22 protein-coding genes are annotated in these 21,670 nt (G+C 69.8%); 8 read left to right on the forward strand and 14 right to left on the reverse strand.

Annotation, left to right across the window (positions count from 1 at the left end):
- Nucleotides 1-49 precede the first annotated feature (49 nt).
- Genes D0D37_RS08420 through D0D37_RS08430 form a run of 3 tightly spaced genes read left to right on the forward strand, consistent with a single transcriptional unit; the run spans nt 50 to nt 1,891 of the window.
- Nucleotides 50-457: a RidA family protein gene (locus tag D0D37_RS08420; RefSeq protein WP_116199973.1), complete on the forward strand. Its 408-nt coding sequence runs from the start codon at nt 50-52 to the stop codon at nt 455-457.
- Entirely contained in the window at nt 454-1,308 is an 855-nt protein-coding gene (locus D0D37_RS08425; protein WP_116199974.1) for an MBL fold metallo-hydrolase, read from the forward strand. The genes D0D37_RS08420 and D0D37_RS08425 overlap by 4 nt, the downstream gene beginning before the upstream one ends.
- Before the next feature lie 55 nt (nt 1,309-1,363).
- Nucleotides 1,364-1,891 carry a pyridoxamine 5'-phosphate oxidase family protein gene (locus tag D0D37_RS08430; RefSeq protein ID WP_116200024.1) on the forward strand — a complete coding sequence of 176 codons (528 nt, stop codon included), beginning with the start codon at nt 1,364-1,366 and terminating at the stop codon, nt 1,889-1,891.
- An 886-nt stretch (nt 1,892-2,777) separates the two neighbouring features.
- On the opposite strand, the gene D0D37_RS08435 is transcribed toward D0D37_RS08430, so the two are convergent.
- Nucleotides 2,778-3,287 (reverse strand): MarR family winged helix-turn-helix transcriptional regulator, encoded by a 510-nt coding sequence (locus D0D37_RS08435; RefSeq protein WP_116199975.1) that lies wholly within the window; start codon nt 3,285-3,287, stop codon nt 2,778-2,780.
- Between the two features lie 55 nt (nt 3,288-3,342).
- On the opposite strand from D0D37_RS08435, the gene D0D37_RS08440 reads away from it, so the two are divergent.
- Nucleotides 3,343-5,292, forward strand: a complete 1,950-nt coding sequence (locus tag D0D37_RS08440; protein ID WP_116199976.1) for an MFS transporter — start codon at nt 3,343-3,345, stop codon at nt 5,290-5,292.
- Nucleotides 5,293-5,377: 85 nt separating this feature from the next.
- Here the strand turns inward: D0D37_RS08440 and D0D37_RS08445 are convergent, their stop codons facing one another.
- The 11 genes from D0D37_RS08445 to D0D37_RS08495 form a co-directional block, all read right to left on the reverse strand.
- On the reverse strand, nt 5,378-6,202 hold the full coding sequence (locus D0D37_RS08445) for an HpcH/HpaI aldolase/citrate lyase family protein (RefSeq protein ID WP_116199977.1): 825 nt from the start codon (nt 6,200-6,202) through the stop codon (nt 5,378-5,380).
- On the reverse strand, nt 6,199-7,407 hold the full coding sequence (locus D0D37_RS08450) for a CaiB/BaiF CoA transferase family protein (protein ID WP_116199978.1): 1,209 nt from the start codon (nt 7,405-7,407) through the stop codon (nt 6,199-6,201). Before D0D37_RS08450 ends, D0D37_RS08445 begins: the two co-directional genes overlap by 4 nt.
- Entirely contained in the window at nt 7,404-9,386 is a 1,983-nt protein-coding gene (locus tag D0D37_RS08455) for an SUMF1/EgtB/PvdO family nonheme iron enzyme (protein ID WP_116199979.1), read from the reverse strand. Before D0D37_RS08455 ends, D0D37_RS08450 begins: the two co-directional genes overlap by 4 nt.
- A complete protein-coding gene (locus D0D37_RS08460; RefSeq protein ID WP_116199980.1) occupies nt 9,386-10,285 on the reverse strand; it encodes a ribokinase in 900 nt (299 codons plus the stop codon). Before D0D37_RS08460 ends, D0D37_RS08455 begins: the two co-directional genes overlap by 1 nt.
- Nucleotides 10,282-11,610, reverse strand: a complete 1,329-nt coding sequence (locus tag D0D37_RS08465; RefSeq protein ID WP_116199981.1) for an ADP-ribosylglycohydrolase family protein — start codon at nt 11,608-11,610, stop codon at nt 10,282-10,284. Before D0D37_RS08465 ends, D0D37_RS08460 begins: the two co-directional genes overlap by 4 nt.
- Nucleotides 11,607-12,767: an ADP-ribosylglycohydrolase family protein gene (locus D0D37_RS08470; RefSeq protein ID WP_244223438.1), complete on the reverse strand. Its 1,161-nt coding sequence runs from the start codon at nt 12,765-12,767 to the stop codon at nt 11,607-11,609. The genes D0D37_RS08465 and D0D37_RS08470 overlap by 4 nt, the downstream gene beginning before the upstream one ends.
- 87 nt (nt 12,768-12,854) lie before the next feature.
- Nucleotides 12,855-14,138, reverse strand: a complete 1,284-nt coding sequence (locus D0D37_RS08475; protein WP_116199983.1) for an ABC transporter substrate-binding protein — start codon at nt 14,136-14,138, stop codon at nt 12,855-12,857.
- 38 nt (nt 14,139-14,176) lie between these two features.
- The gene (locus D0D37_RS08480) at nt 14,177-15,004 is read right to left on the reverse strand and encodes a carbohydrate ABC transporter permease (protein WP_116199984.1); all 828 of its coding nucleotides are present in this window, start codon (nt 15,002-15,004) and stop codon (nt 14,177-14,179) included.
- A 3-nt stretch (nt 15,005-15,007) separates the two neighbouring features.
- A complete protein-coding gene (locus tag D0D37_RS08485; protein ID WP_116199985.1) occupies nt 15,008-15,961 on the reverse strand; it encodes a carbohydrate ABC transporter permease in 954 nt (317 codons plus the stop codon).
- The gene (locus D0D37_RS08490) at nt 15,958-16,983 is read right to left on the reverse strand and encodes a LacI family DNA-binding transcriptional regulator (RefSeq protein ID WP_116199986.1); all 1,026 of its coding nucleotides are present in this window, start codon (nt 16,981-16,983) and stop codon (nt 15,958-15,960) included. The genes D0D37_RS08485 and D0D37_RS08490 overlap by 4 nt, the downstream gene beginning before the upstream one ends.
- 170 nt (nt 16,984-17,153) lie before the next feature.
- A complete protein-coding gene (locus D0D37_RS08495; RefSeq protein ID WP_116199987.1) occupies nt 17,154-17,708 on the reverse strand; it encodes a TetR/AcrR family transcriptional regulator in 555 nt (184 codons plus the stop codon).
- A gap of 66 nt (nt 17,709-17,774) precedes the next feature.
- Here D0D37_RS08495 and D0D37_RS08500 point away from each other — a divergent pair, with 66 nt between their 5' ends.
- The 4 genes from D0D37_RS08500 (at nt 17,775) to D0D37_RS08515 (ending at nt 20,675) form a co-directional block, all read left to right on the forward strand.
- Nucleotides 17,775-18,536 carry an ABC transporter ATP-binding protein gene (locus D0D37_RS08500; RefSeq protein ID WP_116199988.1) on the forward strand — a complete coding sequence of 254 codons (762 nt, stop codon included), beginning with the start codon at nt 17,775-17,777 and terminating at the stop codon, nt 18,534-18,536.
- Between the two features lie 10 nt (nt 18,537-18,546).
- Nucleotides 18,547-18,765: a hypothetical protein gene (locus tag D0D37_RS08505; RefSeq protein WP_116199989.1), complete on the forward strand. Its 219-nt coding sequence runs from the start codon at nt 18,547-18,549 to the stop codon at nt 18,763-18,765.
- Nucleotides 18,766-18,998: 233 nt separating this feature from the next.
- On the forward strand, nt 18,999-20,324 hold the full coding sequence (locus D0D37_RS08510) for an FtsX-like permease family protein (RefSeq protein ID WP_116199990.1): 1,326 nt from the start codon (nt 18,999-19,001) through the stop codon (nt 20,322-20,324).
- 24 nt (nt 20,325-20,348) lie between these two features.
- Nucleotides 20,349-20,675, forward strand: a complete 327-nt coding sequence (locus tag D0D37_RS08515; protein ID WP_116199991.1) for a putative quinol monooxygenase — start codon at nt 20,349-20,351, stop codon at nt 20,673-20,675.
- A gap of 80 nt (nt 20,676-20,755) precedes the next feature.
- Here D0D37_RS08515 and D0D37_RS08520 read toward each other — a convergent pair whose 3' ends face one another.
- Both D0D37_RS08520 and D0D37_RS08525 read right to left on the reverse strand, forming a co-directional pair.
- Nucleotides 20,756-21,079: a winged helix-turn-helix domain-containing protein gene (locus D0D37_RS08520; protein ID WP_116199992.1), complete on the reverse strand. Its 324-nt coding sequence runs from the start codon at nt 21,077-21,079 to the stop codon at nt 20,756-20,758.
- On the reverse strand, nt 21,066-21,563 hold the full coding sequence (locus D0D37_RS08525) for a hypothetical protein (RefSeq protein WP_116199993.1): 498 nt from the start codon (nt 21,561-21,563) through the stop codon (nt 21,066-21,068). The genes D0D37_RS08520 and D0D37_RS08525 overlap by 14 nt, the downstream gene beginning before the upstream one ends.
- Between the last annotated feature and the right edge of the window lie 107 nt (nt 21,564-21,670).

The following is a 21,670-nucleotide window of genomic DNA, read 5'->3' on the forward strand; positions in this document are numbered from 1 at the left end:
GGTGCCTTGTGCTCAACTGAGGGCACGAACCAAGGGAGGGGAACACCTGATGAGCAAGCGCTGGAATCCCGAGACGGTCGCGGCGCCGGTCGGCCGCTACAGCCACCTCGCGCAGATTCCTGCCGGCCACGAGCTGGTCGTAGTGGCCGGGCAGATCGGAGCCCGGCCGGACGGCATGCTCGCCGGGCCGGACGCGGAAGCACAGACGCGCGAGGTGCTGGCGAACATCGAACGCGTGCTCGCCGCGGCGGGCGCCGGGCCGGAACACCTGGTCAAGGTCTTCAGCATGGTCGCCGGCACCGAGCACCTGCCCGGCTTCCGCGCGGCCACCGGCGACGTGTTCAGCCGTTGGTTCCCGGAAAGCGACTGGCCGACGCAGTCGCTGATCGTGGTGTCGGCGCTGGCCAAACCGGAGCTGGTCGTGGAGATCGAGGCGATGGCCGCGGTGCCGCGATGACCATCACGCTCGGACAGTTGCGCATCGACCCGGTGACCGAACTGGACCACTGGCCCTTCGCCCCCGCCGACCTGTTCCCCGGGGTCACCCCGGAACATCTCGGGGACCATCAGGGCGACCTGGACCTGATGATCACCACGTACTTGGTGCGGACGCCGGACCAGACCGTGCTCCTCGACGCGGGGAACGGCAATGCCAAGGAGCGCCCGGTCCTGCTGGCGCACCACCAGCTCGACACGCCGTACCTGGACCGGCTGGCCGCTGCGGGCGTCGTGCCGGAGGACGTCGACGTCGTGGTGGCGACCCACCTGCACCCGGATCATTGCGGCGGCTTCACCCAGCTGGTCGACGGATCCTGGGACCCCACCTTCCCGCGCGCCCTGTACCTGATCCCGAGCGAGGAATACGCCTGGCTGCAGCAGATCCACGCCGAACGGCCCGAAGGAGGCGTCGCGGGCGACCTGGCCCGGACCTTCGAGGACAGCGTGCTCCCGGTCGTCGAGGCGGGTCTGGTCGAACTGATCGACCTCCCGTACGAGGTCGCGGACGGCATCACCCTGCGTTCCCTGCCCGGCCACACCACCGCCCACCTGATCGCCGAACTCACCGGCGGCGGCCGGCACGCGCTGGTGAGCGGGGACGTGCTGCACCACCCGTTCCAGTTCTCGGACCTGACGCTGCACCAAGGCGGCGACGCGGACCCCGCCGTTGCCGTGGAGTCGCGGCGAACCCTGTGCGAACTGGCCGCCGACCGGGACGCTCTTGTCCTGCCCGCGCATTTCCCCGCCGGACGAATCGACCGAGACGGCGACGGTTTCCGCTACCGCCCGGTCGCGTCAGGAGCCGCCTGACCCATTTTCTGGCGGGGCCGTGTCGATTCGGCGGCGTCCCGTTCGACGCATGGGCATGACTGACTACGAACCGACCTCGACCCGCAACCTCGACCGCTACGGAAACGCCCCGCTGCAGTGGAGCCGCGCCCGTGACGTCCTGGCCGCTGACACCCCGACCGCCGACTTGACGTTCTTCGTGGCGACCGTCCGCCCAGACGGCCGTCCACACTCGGCGGGCGTAGGCGCGGTCTGGGTGGACGACGCCCTGTACTTCGTCGGCGGGCCGGGCACACGCCGCTCCCGAAACCTCGCGGCGAACCCGGCATGCAGCATCTCGGTACGCCTGCGCGGCCTAGACCTGGTCTTGGAAGGCGACGCCCACCGAGTCACCGACATCGGCACCGTGGCGCACCTGGCCGAGGTCTACCACTCCGGCGGCTGGCCAGCGACCGCGGACGGGGACGCACTGACGGCGCCGTTCAGCGCCCCGAGCGCGGGCCCGCCGCCGTGGCACCTGTACCGGCTCACCTTGCGGCGTGCCGTGGGAGTCGCGTCGGAGGAGCCGCATGGGGCGACATGCTGGGAGTTCGCTGGGGAGTGAGCACGCCTGATTCTCGCGGCGTCGTTGCGGGACTGCATGCCGGGAGTTCGCCGACGGGGAGCGCAGCCTGCTTGTCGCGGAGTGGCTGGCGGGGACTGCCCGCCGGGCGTGCGTGGGCGCGAAGCGGGGTCTGTTCCCTCCCGAAGTCGCTGCGGGGGACTGCCCGCCGGTCTTCTTGTCGCGGGGTTCCGTGACGGACCTGCGTGCCGCGGATCCGGGGCGCAGTCTGCTTGTCGTGGAGTGGCTGCGGGGGAACTGCTTGCCGGGCGTTCGTGGGCGCGGAGTGCGGTCTGGTTGCGGCGGGGTGGCCGTGGCGGAGGTGCTTGCCGGACGTTCGCAGGTGCGGAGAGCGACTTGCTCCTCGCGGGGTGACGTTGCAGGCCTGCTTGCCGGACGGTCGCGGGTCCGGAGCGCGGTCTGTCTCTCGCGAAGTGGCTGCGGGGGAATTGCTTGCCGGGAGTTCGCGGGCGCCGTGCGTCCGGATGTCGTGGGTCGGCCATGGCGGGACGCTTGCCGGAAGCCTGCGGACCGGAACGCGGTCTGCCGAGGCAGCGGTCGCGGAGGAAGCGTGCGTCGCCTGCCGGACGTCGCACGGCTGTTGAGCCGGTCCTCGGTGTGGCGATGGCGGAGGGTGTTGCCGTCTGCCGATTAGCCCACGGCCGCGCGCGGTGACCGGCCTGGCGGAGGAGCGGTCTTAGCAGGAACCCACAGCCACCCCTGCGGTAACTTCGCCGCGCGTTGAGCGCAGTGCCACAGCAGCGGCCTGGCGGAACCACCTGTCTTCACCCTCTGTCTGGCTCGCGGTCGGCGGATTCTGCCGTAGGGGAGCGGCCGTTCGCGATGCAACGGCGGGGGAGCGGCCGTCAAAAGCCGCCCGCTCCGGGCATCAAGCACGCCCGTCCGGCCCCTCCCACTCCAAGAGCAACTCCCGAAGATCGTCGTTCATCCGGTCCTGTTCCGCATGCGACAGCACGCCCAGCAACCGAGCCTCGGTCTGTGTCTTCATCCCGAACACCTCTTGCGCCCGCGCCAGGCCCTCGTCAGTAAGACTGACCAGGATCTGCCGCCGGTCGCCAGGATCGATGTCCCGCCGCACCCAGCCCTTGCGTTCCAGCCCGGCGACGCGTTTGGTCACCCCGCCGGAGGTCAGGCGCATGCTGTCTAGCAGTTGCCCGGCCGAGAGGCGATACGGGGGACCGGCTCGTTTGAGCGCGCCCAGCAGTTCCACTTCCCACAAGCCGACCCCGAAGGCGTCGAACTCGCGGCGCAGTTCCGTTTCCAACAGCCGGGCGGCGCGGAGCAGGCGGAAGCTCAGCGCCTTGCTGACCCGGTCTACCGCGCGCACGCCGGTGATCTGCGCCATGACCCCGTCGACGTGGTCCCGCTCCGCTGGCATGGGCGAGTATTCTAACACCAGTAATTATCTTACCGGTCTCGAATCAGGACGGTCCGTGCACGCTTCCGCTACTCCCGAGCCCGATCCGCAGCGTTGGCGCGCCTTGTGGGTGTGCCTCATCGCGGGGTTCATGACGCTGCTCGACGTCAGCATCGTGAACGTCGCGCTGCCCTCGATGGAGCACGGGATCGGCGCGACGCCCGCGGACGTCTCGTGGGTCGTGTCCGGTTACGCGCTCACGTTCGGTCTCGCGCTGGTGCCGTCGGGGCGGCTCGGCGACGATTACGGCCGCCGCCGGATGTTCTTGCTCGGGCTGGCGTTGTTCGTGGCGACCAGCGTGCTGTGCGGAGCGGCGCCGAACGCGACCTGGCTCGTCGTCGCCCGGCTCGGGCAGGGCGTCGCGGGCGGGTTGCTGAATCCGCAGATCATCGGCCTGATGCAGCAGCTTTTCTCCGGCCGCGAGCGGGGCAAGGCGTTCGGCGCGTTCGGGGCGACGGTCGGGCTGTCCACCGCGATCGGTCCGGTGCTGGGCGGGTTGCTGATCCAGGGCATCGGCGTCGACGAGGGTTGGCGCTGGGTGTTTTACGTCAACCTGCCGATCGGCATCCTCGCCATCCTGTTCGGGCTGCGGCTGCTGCCGAAGGACTCGCGCAGCGGCCGGAAGCGGACGCCGGACCTGCTCGGGTCGGTGCTGCTCGGCGTGGCGGTCGTGCTGGTGATGCTGCCGTTGATCGAGGAAGAGGAACAGGCGACGTCGCCGCGCTGGTGGCTGATGGGCGTCGCGGCCGGGCTGCTCGTGTTGTTCGTGCTGTGGGAGCGCTGGCTCGGCAACCGCGGCAAGCAGCCGCTGGTGAACCTGAAGCTGCTGACCGTGCGCAGCTACTCGATGGGTTCCGCGCTCGGCATGGTCTATTTCGCCGGATTCACCGGGATTTTCCTGGTTCTGACGCTGTTTTTCCAGCAGGGCCTCGGCTACACGGCGCTGCAGGCCGGCGCGGCGATGCTGGCGTTCGCGATCGGCTCGGCGATCTCGCCGACCATCGGCGGACGGCTCGTGCACCGGTTCGGCAGGCCGATGGTCGTCCTCGGGACGCTGCTCGTGGCGATCGGGCTCGCCGGAACCGCGTGGCTCGTCCACGACTACTCCGGCGCGAACACCGCGTTCGTGCTGGCCGGACCGTTGTTCGTCGGCGGGTTCGGCAGCGGGCTGGTGATCTCGCCGAACTCGACGCTCGCCCTGGAAGAAGTCCCGCCCGCGGAAGGCGGCACCGCGGCCGGCGTGCTGCAGACCGGCCAGCGGATCGGTTCGGCGGTCGGCACCGCGCTCGGCGGGTCGCTGTTCTTCGGCGAACTCGGCCGCTCGCACGGGGATTACCACTCCGCGACCGCGCTCGGGCTGATCGGCTCGACCGCTCTGGTCGTGCTCGCGCTGCTGTTCGGCGTCGTCGACGTGCTGCTGTCCCGGACGCGCAAACGCCGCAGCACTCCGCAAAGCGCCCCGCCCGCGGCGATTTCCGGCACGGTAGGCGGTCTCGCTCCCGCTGAAACCGCCTCGGTGTCGCTGACGTCCCTGGAGACCTACGAAGTACGCCGCACCACGACCGGCACGGACAACACTTTCGCCCTGGACGCCCCGGCGGGCACGTACCTGCTGCTGGTCCAGGCAGGCGGCCGCGAGCCGGTGGCCCGGCACGTGCAGGTGGGCTCCGAACCGATGCGCGAGGACGTCGAACTGGCGCGGTCGGTCCGGCTCACCGGCACCGTGCACGCGATCCGGGGCCCGTTCCCGGGTGCGCAGGTCGCGGTGCTGGACGCTGAAGGCCAGGTTCAGCGGGTGACCGTCACGGACGAGGCGGGCCACTACGCCGTGGAGGACCTGTTCCCCGGCGAGTACACCGTCGTCGTGACCGGATACCAGCCGGTCGCGGGCCCGGTGCAGCTGACGACCGAGGGCCCGGCCCGCTTCGATCCGTTGCTGCGGCTGGTTTCCGCGGATCGGGCTTAACGTCCGTGAGGGGAACCCTCACGGACTCTGAGTCCCTCAGGGTTCCGCTCACGGACGTCGGGCGTCGCGTCCCGGTCGGCAGGGGTTAGTCGGAGACGAGCGCGAGGACTGCCAGGGCCTGGTCTCGCATCGCGACGTCCAGGAATGTCCCGTCGGCAAGCGCGATCGCGCCCACCCCGGCCTGGGTGGCGCCGTCCATTCGGGACAGCACCTCCCGTGCCCGGGCGACCTCCTCTGCGGTCGGCAGGAAAGCCGCGCGGATCGTCGGCAGCTGGGCCGGGTGAATCGCCGTCCGGCCGCGGAATCCGAGCGCTCGCCCGGCCCGGCAGCTTTCCGCCAGCCCGTCGAGATCCCGGACATTCGCGTACACCGACATCGCCGGCGGTGGCAGCCGCGCGGCGCGGGCGGCGTTCACGATCCGGCTGCGCGCCCAGGCGAGCCCGGCTTCGTCGGCGAGGCGCAGGTCGGATCGCAGATCTGCCTCGCCCAGTCCGAGCGACGCCGTCTGCGGGGAGGCGAGCGCGATCTCCAACGCCCGCTCCACCCCGAGCGCCGACTCGATCAGCGGGTGCAATTCCCGTCCAGGCAAAGCATCGGCGTGCGACCGGACGTCGAGTGACCCCTCGACCTTCGGCAGCCGCGCGCCCACCCACGGTGGCAGCGCGGCGACCGCGGCCATGTCTGCCGCGTGCCACGGTGTGTCCGGGTGGTTGATCCGCACCTGCACCGCACGCGACGCGGGCACGTCGGCCAGCAGGCGCATCGCGTTGTCCCGCGCGGCGTCCTTCTGCGCGGGCGCGACGGCGTCCTCCAGGTCGACCAGCACGACGTCGGCATCGGACGCGAGAGCCTTGACGACCCGATCGGGCCGGTCCGCCGGGACGTAGAGCAAGGTCAGCGCGGGCGTCATACCGCTCCCTCCGCACGCAACTCGGCGATCCGCGACGAGGTGAAGCCCAGCGAGTGGAGCACCTCGTCGGTGTCCGCGCCGTGCGGACGTCCGGCGAATCCGATGACGCCGTCGTTGTCCGACAACCGGAACAGCGGTCCCTGCATCAAGGTCGTGCCCAGTTCCGGGTCTTCGATCTCGTGGATCGTCCCCAGCGCACGGAACTGCGGGTCGGCCACGATGTCGGCCGCGTCGTAGATCGGGGCGACCGCAGCCTGCGCTTCCTCGAACGCGGCCACGACCTCGTCGCGCGTGTGCCGCGCGATCCAGCCGCCGACAGCCTCGTCCAGTTCGTCCGCGTGCGCGGCCCGGTCCGCGCCGGTCGCGAACCACGGCTCGTCGGCCAGTTCCGGCCGTCCGACCAGCCGCACGACGCGCTCCGCGATCGACTGTGCCGAGGTCGAAACCGCCACCCACTGCCCGTCGCTCGTGCGATAGGTGTTGCGCGGCGCGTTGTTCGTGGACCGGTTGCCGGTGCGCGGCTGGACCGTGCCGAGCTGGTCCCATCGCGTGATCTGCGGCCCGAGCATGGCGAGAATCGGCTCGATGATCGCGACGTCCACGACCTGGCCGCGTCCGCTGGCAGCGCGCCCGGCGAGCGCGACCATGATCGCGTACGCGGTGGCCAGCGACGCGACCCCGTCGGCGAGCCCGAACGGCGGCAGCGTCGGCGGCCCGTCCGGTTCGCCGGTGGCCGCGGCGAAGCCGCTCATCGCTTCGGCGAGCGTGCCGAAGCCGGGCCGCGAGCGATACGGTCCGAGCTGGCCGAATCCGGTCACCCGCGCCAGAACCAGCCCCGGATTGCGCGCGGACAACTCCTCGTAACCGAGGCCCCAGCGTTCGAGCGTGCCCGGTCGGAAGTTCTCGATCACCACGTCCGCGGTCTCGGCGAGCGCCAGGAACACCTCGCGCCCGCCGTCGCTGCTCAGGTTCGCGGTGACGGTGCGCTTGTTTCGCCCCAACGTCTTCCACCACAGGTTGACGTCGCCCTTGGCCACCCCGTGCGTACGCGACGGGTCGGGCCGCGACGGATGTTCGACCTTGATCACCTCGGCGCCCATGTCGCCGAGGTGCATCGCGGCCATCGGCCCGGCGAACAACGTCGACGCGTCCACGACCCGCAGCCCGGCCAGTGCCCCGGCGGAAGCTTCCCTCGACACGGTCATCGCGTCACGTCCCACGCGCAGCGGAACCCGACCGTCGCGCCCCTCGCTAGCCCCAACCCCGGCAACAGCAGCTTCACGCTGTACTCCGGCGCGTGGCGACCGCCTTCGACGTACCATTCCGAACCCTCGGCACGGTAATCGCTGCCGCCCTTGAGCATCACGAACCGGGTCCTCCCGTCGGAGTGTTCGCTTTCGGTCCAGTTCCACACCGCGGGCGCGCCGCGCCGCAGCCCGCCGGTTTCCCCGGCGAGCTGCCATTCGTCCTCGGTTGGCAACCGGCCGCCGCGCCACGCGCAGTACGAGCGGGCGTCGTCGAGGTCCACAAAGGTCACCGGCTCGTCCTCGACCGCAGGCCGACCGTCTACCCAATGCGCGAGGAACCGATGCGGCTCGACCGGCTGATATCCAGTAGCGGCAAGGAATTCCGCGAACTCGCCGTTCGTCACCTCGGTAGCGGCGACCGCGACCGGCGACGCCAGCGAACCGTCCCGCTGCAGTGTCCGGGCATCGTGCAGCCGCGGCGGCAACGGCTTCCATTCGTCCACATACGGCGCGCCTTGGTACATCCCGGTTTCGCGCCCGCGATACCGGACCGTCAGCATATAGGGCCCGGCAGGCAGCTCGACAACGTCCGTGAGGGGAACCCTGAGGGACTCAGAGTCCCTCAGGGTTCCCCTCACGGACTTCAGGCCGGGCTGGAGCCGAGCGGCGAGGCGGTGCGGGAAACGGGCATCGGGATCGTGGGGGAGGGTCGCCACCCGCGAAAGCCACGACGGCTCCGCCGCACCCTCGGCGACCCGCAGCAACGCCGAAATCCCGCGCGCGGGCACGCATCCGTCGGTGAAAAGATCGATCACCGGACCGTCAACGACCGGTCCGAGGTAATCCGAGTCGCCGCGGTTGATGACCGTCCACAGTGTCCAGTCGCCGAGTTCCCAGCGCGACGCGTAAACCCCGGCCGCCTCCGCTTCCGGCGTCAACGGGGCCAGCGGCGTCCACTCGCCCTCGCGCAGCAGGTCACCGGCTGCACGCTGCACCGTCACCATCCGCCGCACGGTCGCCGCGTCCCGCTGAGACCAGCCGACCCACACGCCGAACACGACTTCCCACACCATCACGCCGACGCCGTTCAACCACGCCGACTGCAGTTCCTCGGTGTGCTCGCGGTGCCACCGTCGCACGTGGTGCTGCATGTGCCGCCGCTCGTACCAGTGCGAACGCAGCACACCCGGCACCGGCGAATCGGCGAAAAACTGCGCCCACGAAGCCGAATGGTCCTCGATCCGCTCGACCGGCAGCTTCGATTCGCCCTCCAGCACGACCCCGGGCCGTGCGCGTTCGAGCTGCTCGACCAACGCCGGATCGGCCTTCTTCAACGTGTCCAGGAAGACGCCGTCCGCCCCGAAATCGGCCAGCACCGCGGACAATCCGGTGGCGTCGTCCTCGCCGCGACGAGTGCCGACGTCCCACGGGTTGTAGTCCACGAACACCCGCACGCCCGCCGAATGGAACACCTCGACCAGCTCGCGGAGGCCGGGCACGTCGCGGTAGAAATCCCACTGGTTGCGGTCGTCGAGGCCGATCACCGGGTACGCGTGCCACAGCACGACCGCGTCGAGGCCGCCGAACCGCTGATGCGCGTCGGCGAGGAACCGTTCTGGCGTGAACCGGTGTTCCTCGAACGAATACAGCAGCTCGTCCCACAACCACACCTGCGCGACCGTGTGGCATCCGGCGACCCACGCGGCTTCCGGCCGGTCGTAGGCGCGGCCGTGGTAGCTGTGCCGTTCGTGCGCGTCGGCACGCCATTGCCGCAGTCGCGCCCGCCACTCCGGACGGTCGGCGGGGTTCGCCGGGCCGACGAAGATCTTGGCCTCGTCGAGCGCGACGAGCTGTTCAGCCGACAGGGGAGCGCCGAGCGGGACCTCGGTCGGCTGGTCGATCGGGCGCGGGACGAGCGGGTCGAACACGTACGTCATCAGGCGTTTCCTCCGGTCGCGGACTCAGCGAACTCGGCGACCTCCGCAGCGGTCGGCACGGCGGACTGCGCACCGGGCCGGGTGACAGCGAGCGCGGCGGCAGCTCCGGCACGCTCGGCGGCTTCCCGGAGCGGGCGCCCCTCGGCGAGCACCGCCGCGAGCACGCCGCAGAACGTGTCCCCGGCTCCGGTGGTGTCCACAGGGGACACCTGGAAGCCAGGCAGGTGCACGATTTCCTGCTCAGCGACGACACAACCGGCCGCGCCGAGCGTGATCACCACTGCAGGTGCCCGCCGCTGCAGGATCCGAGCCAGCTCCTCCGGACTCCCCGAGGTCCCAGCCAGGTCCGCGGCTTCATGCTCGTTGACGATCAGCACGTCAAGGTCAAGCTCCGGCAGCGGCCGGGAAGGCGCGGCGTTGAGCACCATGCGCGCGCCAGATCGCCGGGCGGCAGCGGCAGCGGTCACGGTCTCCAGCGGAACTTCCAGCTGCGCGAGCACGACGTCCGCCGACGCGATCCGCTCCAGCTGCTCCTCGGCAAGCGAGAGCCGCGAGTTGGCCCCGGGCGCGACCACAATGGAGTTCTCGCCGTCCGGCGACACCATGATGAATGCGGTCCCAGTCGCACTGTCCACTCGCGACACCAGATCCGTCCGCACCCCGGCCTTCTTCAACGACGTCAACAGAAAGTCCGCGCCGTCGTCGACACCGAATGCCCCGAGAAACGTCGTCTCCGCCCCACCGGCAAGCGCCGCCGCAACGGCCTGATTGGCCCCCTTGCCACCCGGACTACGCCGCAAATCCCCGCCCAGGACGGTCTCGCCCCCGCGCGGCTGCCGCGGAACGTCAACTACCAAGTCGACGTTCGCCGATCCGACGACGGCAACCCGCCCGGTCACCGCGCCACCCCGGCCGTCCGTGCGGCGAGGTCGGTGATCCGCTGCTCGCCGCCCGGCAACGACGTCGCGATCCGGTTGTCCAGCGGCTTCGTCCACTGCTCGCCGATCCGGTCCACGCCCAGCAGCGCACCGACCACCCCGCCGACCGTCGCAGCCGCGGAGTCCGTGTCCCACCCAGCCGTGACAGCGAGCGAGATGCTCTTCCCGAAGTCACCGTCGCCGCAGGTCAGCGCGTACGCGATCACCGCGGCGTTGTTCAGCACGTGCACCCAATGGAGGTCGCCGTACCGGGCATGCAACCGGTCCAGTCCGTCGCGTACCGAACCACTACCAGCAGCTTCCCGCCCGAACCGCACCGCCGAGGAAATACGACTCTCCGGAGGCAGAACAGTTTCCGCCGCATCGAGGACATTGTGGACGGAGTCGCACACCATCGCCGCCGACGCCAGCGCAGCCGCCCACATCGCGCCGTAAATGCCGTTCCGGGTATGGCTGAGCCGCGCGTCGACCCACGCGAGCCGCGCGGCGCCGCGGACGTCACCGGGGGAGACCCAGCCGAAGACGTCGGTCCGGATCAACGCGCCGATCCACTCGCGGAACGGGTTGAGGTGCGTCGCGGTCTCCGGCACCGGCCGCGCGTCCAGCAGATTCCGGTACGCGGCCCGCTCGGCGGTGAACACCCGCCCGGCGGGCAGCTGCTCCAGCCAAAGCTGCGCGACGTCGTCCGTGGTGAACTCGCGGCCGTGCCGTTCCAGCAGCGTCAGCGCGAGGATCGGGTAGTTGAGGTCGTCGTCCTCCGGCATCCCGGAGATGTTCTCCTCCAAGGAAGTCGGCCGGGAGCGCCGGTTCCACGGCCACCTCGCCGCGACGTCGTCCGGCAGCCCGATCTCGGTGAACCACCGGTCCAGCGGCCAGCGTCCGGTCGCGCGCAGGATCTCCTCGATGCCCTCGCGCGGAATCTTCTCGACCGGCTTCCCGAGCAGACATCCCGCCGCCCGGCCGGTCCACGCGCCGAGCGTCCGGTCCGCGGCGGGCCGGGGGAGGACCGGCGCGGCCGGAAGCAGCGCGGCGATCTCGTCCCATCCGTCCGGCTCGTGCGGCGCGGCCGGGCAGGGGAGTGCGGCCAGTTCCTCCAGCAGCGTCCGGGCCAGCGCCCGCAACGCTGGGGGCGCCGGCCGCGGTCCTGCCCCGCTCACGGCGGGTGCTGGGTCGCCGCCAGCGGCGACCCAGCGCTCCCGCACCGAGGTGACGTCCTTGCCCTCCACTGCGGACTGGACGAACTCGTGCGCGAGCAGGTCTTCGGGCTGAGCCCAGGTCAGCCTCATGCCGCGGCCAGCGCGTCGAGAGCGGCGAGCCGCGCCTGGGTCCGCGCCCGGTCGGCCTTCACGATGTCGGTCGCGGCCGACGCGAGCAGCCGCCCGGTCTCGCGCAGGTCCATCTTGCTGGCCTCGCCGATCGGATCGATCCACTCGTCCGGCACGGACGCAGCGCCGCCGAGCCCGGCGCAAAGCGCACCCGCCATCGACGCGATCGAGTCCGCGTCCCGGCCGTAGTTCACCGATCCCAGCACCGCGCCGCGGTAGTCACCCTGGTGTCCCAGCACAAACCCGAGCGCGGCAGGCAATTCCTCGATTGCCTTGGTGCGCGACGGCCGCCGCGCGTCCATCGACATCTGCCGGTATTCCGGCCCGACCGAATCGAACGGTGCGACGACCGCGCGGATCTTCCGCGCGAGCGCCCGCTCCTCGTCGTCGGTCTTGGGCGCGGCCTTCCACCCTTCGAAGGCTTCAACAACCGCCTGCAGCGCGGCCAAAGTCCCGTCGTGCGACACCGCGAGCGCGGCCTGCACGACGTCGTCGATCGAGGCACCAGGCGCGACCGAAGCGGCGACCATGGCGGCCAGCACCCCGGCGGCTTCCCGGCCGTAGCTCGACTGATGCGGCGCGGTCAGATCGATCGCCTCGGCGTACGCCGCCTGCGGATCACCCGGGTTCACCACGCCGACCGGCGCGATGTACATCGCCGCGCCGCAGTTCACGATGTTGCCGACGCCCGCCTCACGCGGGTCCACGTGCCCGTAGTGCAGCTTCGCGACGATCCACTTCTCGGCGAGGAACACCCGCTGCAGCAGCAGCGCCGTCGACTCCAGCTCCGGCACCCAGCGCGGTTCACCGATCATCAGCGGCACCAGGTCCTCGGCCATCGAGTACGCGTCGAGGTGCGCGCGGCGCTTCGCGTAGACCTCCACGATCGCGCGGGTCATCAAGGTGTCGTCGGTGATGTGCCCGTCGCCCTTGTGGTACGGCGCGATCGGGCGCGCGTCCCGCCAGTTCGGGTACCACGGCGGAACGATCCCGGTCACCCGGCCGCCGTGGCGCTCCTCGATCTGCTCGGGCGTCCACCCTTCGGTCGCGCCGCCGAGCGCGTCCCCCACTGCCGCACCGGTGATCACTGCCACCGCGCGGTCCTCCAGCCAGGTCACCGGCTTGCGTCCCTTCATTCGCCGGCGCGGGCATGCCGCCCGCGCCTGTTGTGCGCGCCGGGGTCGCGAAGGACCCCGGCGCGGCGGTCACTTGCCGACGCTCTTCCAGCCGTCCTTCAGTTGCTGCGCCAGCGTGTTCGCGTCGATCTGGTTCGCCAGGAAGCGCTGGTAGGCAGGCGTCGCGACAGTGTCCTTCCACTGCGCGTACTTGCCGGCGAACAAATACGGCGCCGAGGTCAGGTACTTGCCCGAGGCCAGGATGGTGCTCCAGCCCTTCTTCGCACTGAGCTTCTTGTCCAGCGCTTCGCGAGCGGAGTTGCTCGCCGGGATCAGCGTGTCGGCTTCGTTGAGCGCGGCGAGGTTCTCGGTGTTGGTGAAGTAGTCCAGGAACTTCGCGGCCTGCTCGACGTGCTTCGAGTCCTTGTTCACCGACAGCGTCTGCGGGTTGGCGGCCTGCGCCGGTCCGGCCGGGCCGGCGATCGGGGGCAGCGCGACCCAGTCGAGGTCCTTCGGGGCGTCCTTCTCGATGTTCGCCGCCTGGTACGAACCCTGCACGGTCATCGCGACCTGGCCCGCGTAGAACGGGGCCAGCGCCTTGCCGCCGGACTGGGTCAGCGTCACCGGCAGGATCGAGTGGTCGGTCGCGTTCATGTCGTGCACCAGCTGCGGCAGCGCCATTTCGCCCTGGCCGACGCTGATCTGCGCCTGGTCGCCGGTGCCTTCGAAGTACTTGCCGCCGAACGCCGGAGCCATCGCCACGAACGTCGCGGTCGGGCTCGACAAGCCCCAGCCGAGGCCGTACTTGCCGTCCTTGGTGGCGGTCTTGGCCATCTGGCGCAACTGGTCCCAGGTCATCGTTTCGCCGGTCGGAATCTGCGCGCCGGACTGCTCCAGCAGCTTCTTGTTCGCGAAGACCACATAGGACTGAAGCTCGGTCGGGTAGGCGACGACCTTGCTGTCGACCGTCACCGAGTCGAGCACGCCCTTCGGGATGTCCGCGCGCTTTTGCTCGGACAGGTAAGGGGAGAGGTCGGCGAGGTAGCCGTCGGTCGCGAACGGCCCGATCCCGGCGGCTTCGTAGTGCACGATGTCCGGCGCGGTGCCCGCGTTGAACTGGGTGATCAGCTTGTCGTAGGCGCTGTCCCAGCCGGCCTGGACGACCTTGACCTGCGTGTCCGGATGCGCCTGGTTCCACGCCCCGACGATCTTGTTCGTGGCGGCGATCGCGGCGGGCTGGTCCGACAGCGACTGGAAGGTGAGGGTGACCGGCCCGCCGTCCCCGCTGCCGCTGTCCGCGCCGCTGCCGCACGCCGCGGCGAGCAGGCTGGTGAGGGCGAGGCTGGCGGCGATGGCCGCGCGTCGTGTCTTCATCGACCGACCTTTCGAGGGTGTTTCCGATGGGGTGGGGCTCATCCCTTCACCGCCCCGGCCATGAGGCCGCCGGTGAGTTTCTTCCGCAGGAGGCTGAAGAAGGCGATGCTCGGGATCGCCGCGAGCACGGCGCCCGCGGCCAGCGGACCGAGGGCGACCTTGCCCTCGCCGCCGATGAACATGGTGAGCGTGATCGGCAGCGTGTAGTTCTCCGGCGACTGCAGCAGCACCAGCGCGAAGAAGAACTCGTTCCACGACGAGACGAAGCTGAACATCGCGGTCGCGACCACGCCCGGGGCCAGCAGCGGGAACACGATGGTGCGCAGCACGGTGAACCGGGTCGCGCCGTCCATCGCCCCGGCCTCCTCCAGGTCGACCGGGATCGCCGCGACGTAGCCCTGCAGCATCCACAGCGCGAACGGGAGGATGTAGGTGGTGTGCACGAGCGTCAGCCCGACGAGGCTGTCGGCGAGGCCGAGCGTCCGCAGCACGAGGAACAGCGGCAGGATCACCAGCACCACCGGGAACACCTGGCTGACCAGGATCCAGGTGACGCCCGCGACGCGCAGCTTGCCTTTGAGCCGGGCCAGCACGTAGGCCGCGGGCACCGAGATCAGGATCGCGAGCACGGTGCTGGCCAGCGCGACCAGCAGGCTGTTGAACGCCGAATGCAGCAGGCCCTGGCGGGAGAGCGCTTCGCCGTAGTTGTCCCAGTGCCATTCGCTCGGGACCAGGTTGACCGAGAGCGAGTTCAGCTCCGCCGACGACTTCACCGACGCGGAAATCAGCCACAGCAACGGGAAACCGAGGAACAGCAGGTACAGCACGAGAGCCAGGTACTGCGCGGGGCGCACGGACCAGCGCATCGGTCACCGCCCCCTTTCCGGGCGGTCGCCGCGGAACTGCGACCGCAGGTAGATCGCGAGCAGCGCGACGACCACGACGACGAGGACCAGCCCCATCGCGGCGGCGTAGCCGATCTCGCGGTTCTTGAACGCTTCGAGGTAGACGAACAGCACCGGAACCATGGTTTTTCCGCCTGGCCCGCCCGCGGTGAGAACGTAAACGAGCGAGAACGAATTGAAGTTCCAGATAAAATTGAGAGAGGTAATAGAGCTGACGATGGGGCGCATGCTCGGCCACGTCACCGCGGTGAATCGCCGCCATGCGCCAGCGCCGTCCACGGCTGCCGCTTCGTGCAGTTCGGCCGGGATCTGTTGCAGGCCAGCCAGAAGCGTCACGGTGGTCTGCGGCATGCCGACCCAGACGCCGACCACGATCACCGCGGGCAAGGCGGTATTGAAATCGCCCAGCCAGTTGATTCCGTCCGGCAATCCGATGCTGCCGAGGAAGGCGTTGAGCGGTCCGCCGTTGGCCGAGTAGATCATTTGCCACATAATCGCGACGACCACTGGCGGCATCGCCCACGGAATGAGCGCGAGCACCCTCGTGAGGCCCTGGAGTTTGAGGCCGGAGTTGAGCAGCAGCGCAAGACCCATCGCGGCGGCCAACTGCAGGACGGTCACCCCGACCGTCCAAATCAGACCGATCCGGAGCGAGTCCCAGAACAGCGAGTTCCCGCCGAGGCGGACGAAGTTGTCGATCCCGGCGAAGCCGAAGTCCGGATGCCGCACCAGCCGGGTGTCGGTGAACGCCAGCACGATGCCGATGACCAGCGGGGCCACCGACAGCACCAGGATCGGGATCAGCGACGGCATCACCAGTGCGATCGCCTCGCGGCGGCGCGTGCGGGCCTGCGTGGTCTTCTTCGGGCGCGGCGGGGGAGCGGGGGCGGCTCGCCTCGGCTGCGTCGCGGTGGTCATTCCGTGTCCTCCACGTTCTGGTCCACGGTGGATTCCCGGACGAACAGCTCGGTGCCGACCGAGATCTGCTGCGCCGGGGCGTCCGCGTCGTCCGCGAGTCCGAGCATGAGCCGGGCGGCGGCGCGCCCGCGCTCGGCGGAGCCGAGGGACACGCTGGTCAACCGGGGCAGGAAAACCTGCCCGAGTTCGGTGTCGTCCATGCCGGTGATCGCGACGTCGCGCGGGATGCCGAGCCCCAGTTCCCGGGCGGCGCGGATGGCCCCGATGGCGAGGAGGTCGTTGGCCGCCACGATCGCGTCCGGCCTTTGTGGACGGTCGAGCAGCTTCCGGGCGGCCTCGATCCCCGCCGCGACAGTGAAATCGGCCGCGACCTCGACGTCCGTCTTGGCGGCGAAGTCCTTTGCGGACACCGCTTCGTCGAACCCGCGCTGCCGTGACGAGCCGGGCGTGGTGTCGAGCGGCCCGTTGAGGAAGCCGATCCGGCGGCGTCCCAGGGAAACGACGTGCTGCACCGCCGCGCCGATCCCGGCCGCGGAATCCGTGGAAACCGAACTGATCCCGCGATCGCTCATCGCGCGCCCGATCACCACGACCGGCACCGGGGCTTGACCGATCTGCTCGATCAGCTCGTCGTCGGTGCGCAGCGGAATCACGATCATGCCGTCGACGAATCCGCCGTGCAGGCTGTGCATCAGTTCCGCGGTCGACGCCGCAGTGTCCCCAGTGGACATCACCACGACCCGATAACCGTGCGGCGCGAGGACTTCGTGAATGCCGCGCATGATCTCTACGTAGACCGGGTTGCCGATGTCCGCCACCGCGAACGCGATCTGCGACGTCTTCTTCAACCGCAACGACCGCCCGATCGCGTCCGCGCTGTACCCGAGTTCGGCCGCGGCGGCCCGCACGCGCTCGACCATCGCCTTGCTCGCGCCGGTCCCGTGCAGCGCGCGCGAGGTCGAAGCCAGCGACACGCCGGCGCGCTCGGCCACCTGGATCAGCGTGGCTCGGGTTGACGTCATCGTCCCTCCCAGTCGGACACAGCGAGCAGCGGTGCGGATACTGCTGCTGGAAACGTTTCCAAGCTACGTTTCAGTGGTTCTGGAAACGTTTCCAAGCGGTGTCCGGAATCATGTCACCCGGATGGCGGACGTGTCAACGGAGCTGTCGCGGGGTCCCGGGATCTGTGATGTCAGCGTGACGTGCGCTGGTCCGCGCGGACGACATCCGCCGCCGAGGGGGCGTGGTCCGGATCGGTCAGCCACTGCAGCGCGGTCCCCACCAGCAGCGAGTAGTAATGCGCGCCGACCGCGTGGACGTCCTTCGGATCGGCGTCGGGTCCCAGATCGCCGAACGCGCGCGCGAGTCCGACGCGTGCCAGCTGCTGGCCTTCGGCGTTGATCTTCCGGACCTTCTCGTCGTGCTGCAGGTAGCTGACGCTCTCGAAGTTCACGAACCACAGCTCGCGGTGCTCCCGGATCGACTCGATGATCCGCGCCCAGCGCCGCTCCGGTCCGGCCTTTTCGTCGTCCGGGTCGGAGAGGACGGCGAACAGCATCTCGCCCCACTCGGTGTTCAGGTCGGACAGCGCCTGCGTGAGCAGCTGTTCCTTCGAGCCGAAGTGGTAGTTGATCGACGCCTGGTTGGCCCCGGAGGCGGCGACGAGGTCACGCACGGTCGTGCGCGCGTAACCGGCTTTGAGGAGGCATTCCCGGGCGGCGGTGATCAGGTTCTCGCGGTGTCCCACGCGTGCTACCGTAACATGTAAACGTTCGTTTTAAACGGGCGTTCATAACTCTGGGAGGACTGCAAGATGACCGCACCCGCGATCCGCACCCGGCGGCTGCGCTGCCGCTTCGAAGGCGAAGGCGGCCCGGTCGACGCACTGCGCGGCGTAGACCTGGACGTCCCGCGCGGCGCCTTCGCCGCGATCATGGGCCCGTCGGGCTCAGGAAAGACGACCTTGCTGCACTGCGCCGCCGGCCTGCGCACCCCGACCGAAGGCGCCGTCGAACTGGACGGCACCGATCTGTCTACTTTGGACGAACCACGCCTCGCCGAGCTGAGGCGCCAGCGGATCGGCTTCGTGTTTCAGCAGTTCAACCTGCTGCCCGCGCTGACGGCGGAGGAGAACATCGAACTGCCGTTGCGGTTGGACGGTCGCAACCCAGACCCGAAGCGCATAGCGGCCTTGCTGGCGCAGGTCGGACTCGCGCAGCGCGGGGGACACCGGCCGGGCCAGCTTTCCGGCGGACAGCAGCAGCGGGTGGCCGTGGCCCGCGCGCTGGTGACGGATCCGGAGGTGGTTTTCGCGGACGAACCGACTGGCGCGCTGGACATCCGCAGCGCACGGGAGGTGCTGGGCTTGCTGCGGAGTCTGGCGGACCGGGGGCAGACGATCGTGATGGTGACGCACGATCCGGTGGCCGCGTCCTATGCCGACGCGGTGCTGTTCCTGGCGGACGGGCTGGTGGTCGACCAACTGGCCCGGCCGACCGCGGCGACGGTGGCGAACCGGATGGCGGCGCTCGTGGAGTCCGCCGAGCGGGCGGCTGACGCGGTGGGCGCCCGATGAGGCGGCACGGTTGTTCGTCGCCGAGCGGGCCGGAACGCCCGGCGGAGACAGCAAGATCGAAGGGGGATTGACGTGGCGGGACTTGCTTTGCGGCTGTTCGGCGATCACCGTGCCGAGCGGTCGTGCGGTGTTCGTCGAGACAGCGTTGGCGGTGTGCCCGGTGACGTTCTCGGGCATCGCGTGCTCGGCGAGGTCGCGTGCGCTGGCCGTGAACCCGAAGGGGAATTGACGTGGTGAGAGTTGCTTTGCGGCTGTTGGGCGATCGGCGTGTCGCGGCCGTGACGACCGGCCGTGCGGTGCTCGGTGAGGTCGCGTGTGCTGGCCGTGAATCCGAAGGGGAATTGACGTGGTGAGACTCGCTTTGCGGCTGTTGAGCGATCAGCGTGCCACGGCCGTGGCGATCGGTCGTGTGGTGCTCGGTGTGATCGCGCGTGCTGGCCGTGAATCCGAAGGGGAAGTGACATGCTGAAACTCGCTCTGCGACTATTCGGCCACCACCGCGCCGCAGCCGTGGCCACCGGTTTGGTCGCGCTCGTCGGGATGGCGCTGGTGGTCGCGATGGCCGCACTGCTCGGCACCGGCCTGTCCGGCTCCACGGCGCCGGCCGATCGGGGGTTTCTCACGCAGTTTCCGCTCATTCTGGGCGGCTGGGTGGTGGCGATCGTCGTGTTCGCGATGGTGTCGACGATCGGCGTGACGCTCGCCGCGCGGTCCGGCGAGATCGGCGGGTTGCGGCTGATCGGGGCGGCGCCGCGGCAAATCCGCGTTCTCGTCTCGATGGAGACTCTCGCGATCACCGCCGTGGCCGCCTTGCCTGGCCTGGGGCTTGGCTACCTGCTCGGGCTTTTGCTGCTGAGCGGCGTGCGTTCCGCCGGGCTCACCGCGCCGAGCACGTCCTTCGCGCCCGGGATCGGGCTGCCGCTGGTCGGCGCCGCGGTGGTGCTGCTGGCCGGAGTCCTCGCGGCGTGGATCGGCAGCCGCGGTCCGGCTCGGCGGAGTCCGGTGGAGGAAGAGTCCGGCCCGCGGCGGGTGAGGTCGGCGCGGCCGCGGCGGATCGCGGCGATCGTGTTGCTGGCGGCGGGTTTCGGTTCGGCGAGCGCGGTGCTCGCCTTGCCCGCCGACAATATCGCGACGACCGGGATGACCGGTCCCGCCGTGGTGCTGTGCTCGATCGGGTTGGCCATCCTGGCCCCGGAACTGCTCACCGCGGCGAACCGGATCGTCGGCCGCCTGTCGCGCGGGGCGAAGAACGCCGAAGCGCATCTGGCGGGCGTCAACCTGCGCGCCGCTCCGGAACGCGCCCGGCCGATCGTCACCTTTCTGACGCTGCTGGTCGGCGTCTCCGCAGGCACGCTGGCCATGCAGGGAATCGAAAATCAGCACAGCGTCCCGGGCAGCGCCGCCGACGTGCTGGCGTCGATCAACTACCTGGTCGTCGTGCTGATCTCGCTGTTCATGGCGATCGCGCTGACCAACAACCTGGTGGCCGCGATCGGCGACCGCCGGACGGAGTTCGCGACGCTCTCGCTGATCGGCTCGACCGTCCGGCAGATCCGCGGCATGCTCCTGCGCGAAACCGCCGCCGCGACGCTGCTCGCGATTGTCGTGGCGGTGGTGGGTTCGGTGCTGTGCGTCCTGCCGTTCTCGATCGTCAAGACGGGCGGTCCGGCGGCCGCGTTCAGTGTTGTGCCCTTTGCGGTGAGCGCCGTTTTCGGGGGAGGGGTGGTGTTGCTGGTGACGTCGGTGGCCGGGGCGCGGGTGATTCGCGCCGCGGCGGTCGCCGGGTAGCCGGTCGCTTGCGATACTCGGTGCATGATCTTGATCGTCCTCAAAGCGCAGATCCGTCCCGACAAGCGAGCCGAATGGCTGGAAGGCATCGAGCGCTACACCGCGAACGTGCGCAGCGAACCGGGCAACGTCTCGTTCGATTACTACCAGAACGGCGGCAACGAAAACGAATTCGTCCTGGTCGAGGTCTTCGCCGACAGCGCCGCCGGGGACGCGCACGTCGCGACCGAGCACGCGCAGGACTTCTTCCCGTTCATGTCGACCGTCGTCGCGGAAAAGCCGCAGATCAACTACCAGAACCTCGACGGCGCGGCCTGGTCGGAGATGGCCGAGGTCACGCCGGTGGATTAGCGGCCGGCCGGCCGCGGAGACCGGAAGGTCCCCGCGGCCGGCTGTTTATCCACAGTGGACATTGGCGTCCGAGAAGGGCGTCAATCGCTGGATTGGCGCGTGCGCTCCACCCGCTGCGACTGCTCCACGATCTGATTCAAGGCCGCGACGTGCGCGCGCAGCGCCTGGTGCCCGGAATCGCTGAGGTTGAGCCAAGTTCGCGGCCGTTTGCCCACGTACCCCTTCTTGACTTCGACATATCCCGAGCCGGCCAGGTTCGTGATCTGCTTGGACAGCGCGGAGTCCGACAGTCCGGCCGAGTCGCGGACCCAGCTGAACTCGGCCCACTCGGTCCCGGACAGCAGCGCCACGATGGACAGCCGGGTGGGATCCAGCAGGAGCTGGTCCAGGTCAGGCACGGCCATGCGGCGCGCCCCCCGCGCGACTGCGCCGGATCAGCGCGGCCAAGCCTCGCCGCAGGTGCTGCCCGAACGCGATCAGCACGATCGCCAGCACCGCGCCCAGGATCGTGTTCCCATAGGGGACCTGCAAGTGCAGCAGCGCAAGCGCGACAGCCGCCGCCACGCACACCAGGACGATGACGAGCGCGACGCCGAACATCGGCGGGAGCGCCGACTTGTCCACCCGCACGCGGTGGCCCAGCCACGCCGCACCTCGACGGGTGCGCAGCAGCAGTACGTAGCCCACGACGAGCACGGCCAGCACCAGGCCCTTCCACTCGGCGGCGCCGGGCAGGAAATCCGACGAGGCCAGATACAGGAAGATGACCAGTGCGAAGGCGACGTCCACCCACTTCGCCCCGCGCAGGCCGTCCAGCGCCTGATCCCTGCGCTGGTCGACCTCCCGCAGAGCGCGTTCCGCCTCTTCCGGGGAGGGATGCTCAGCCATGACCGCCTCCTTGCTCTCGCAAAAGTACTTTCCTAAGGAGAAAGTACCGCAACACTTTCCTCTTAGGCAAGTACTTGCTTGACGTGCCGACGGACGCGACAGCTAGC

The organism is Amycolatopsis circi (assembly GCF_003385235.1).
Taxonomy (GTDB): domain Bacteria; phylum Actinomycetota; class Actinomycetes; order Mycobacteriales; family Pseudonocardiaceae; genus Amycolatopsis; species Amycolatopsis circi.

Bases quoted from the DNA above. Each gene is read 5' to 3' on its own strand.
- D0D37_RS08445 (WP_116199977.1), bottom strand. From the start codon at position 6,202: ATGACGCCCGCGCTGACCTTGCTCTACGTCCCGGCGGACCGGCCCGAT.
- D0D37_RS08455 (WP_116199979.1), bottom strand. From the start codon at position 9,386: ATGACGTACGTGTTCGACCCGCTCGTCCCGCGCCCGATCGACCAGCCG.
- D0D37_RS08485 (WP_116199985.1), bottom strand. From the start codon at position 15,961: ATGACCACCGCGACGCAGCCGAGGCGAGCCGCCCCCGCTCCCCCGCCG.
- D0D37_RS08480 (WP_116199984.1), bottom strand. From the start codon at position 15,004: ATGCGCTGGTCCGTGCGCCCCGCGCAGTACCTGGCTCTCGTGCTGTAC.
- D0D37_RS08430 (WP_116200024.1), top strand. From the start codon at position 1,364: ATGACTGACTACGAACCGACCTCGACCCGCAACCTCGACCGCTACGGA.
- D0D37_RS08435 (WP_116199975.1), bottom strand. From the start codon at position 3,287: ATGCCAGCGGAGCGGGACCACGTCGACGGGGTCATGGCGCAGATCACC.
- D0D37_RS08425 (WP_116199974.1), top strand. From the start codon at position 454: ATGACCATCACGCTCGGACAGTTGCGCATCGACCCGGTGACCGAACTG.
- D0D37_RS08465 (WP_116199981.1), bottom strand. From the start codon at position 11,610: ATGAGGCTGACCTGGGCTCAGCCCGAAGACCTGCTCGCGCACGAGTTC.
- D0D37_RS08520 (WP_116199992.1), bottom strand. From the start codon at position 21,079: ATGGCCGTGCCTGACCTGGACCAGCTCCTGCTGGATCCCACCCGGCTG.
- D0D37_RS08525 (WP_116199993.1), bottom strand. From the start codon at position 21,563: ATGGCTGAGCATCCCTCCCCGGAAGAGGCGGAACGCGCTCTGCGGGAG.
- D0D37_RS08450 (WP_116199978.1), bottom strand. From the start codon at position 7,407: ATGACCGTGTCGAGGGAAGCTTCCGCCGGGGCACTGGCCGGGCTGCGG.
- D0D37_RS08500 (WP_116199988.1), top strand. From the start codon at position 17,775: ATGACCGCACCCGCGATCCGCACCCGGCGGCTGCGCTGCCGCTTCGAA.
- D0D37_RS08510 (WP_116199990.1), top strand. From the start codon at position 18,999: ATGCTGAAACTCGCTCTGCGACTATTCGGCCACCACCGCGCCGCAGCC.
- D0D37_RS08490 (WP_116199986.1), bottom strand. From the start codon at position 16,983: ATGACGTCAACCCGAGCCACGCTGATCCAGGTGGCCGAGCGCGCCGGC.
- D0D37_RS08420 (WP_116199973.1), top strand. From the start codon at position 50: ATGAGCAAGCGCTGGAATCCCGAGACGGTCGCGGCGCCGGTCGGCCGC.
- D0D37_RS08515 (WP_116199991.1), top strand. From the start codon at position 20,349: ATGATCTTGATCGTCCTCAAAGCGCAGATCCGTCCCGACAAGCGAGCC.
- D0D37_RS08475 (WP_116199983.1), bottom strand. From the start codon at position 14,138: ATGAAGACACGACGCGCGGCCATCGCCGCCAGCCTCGCCCTCACCAGC.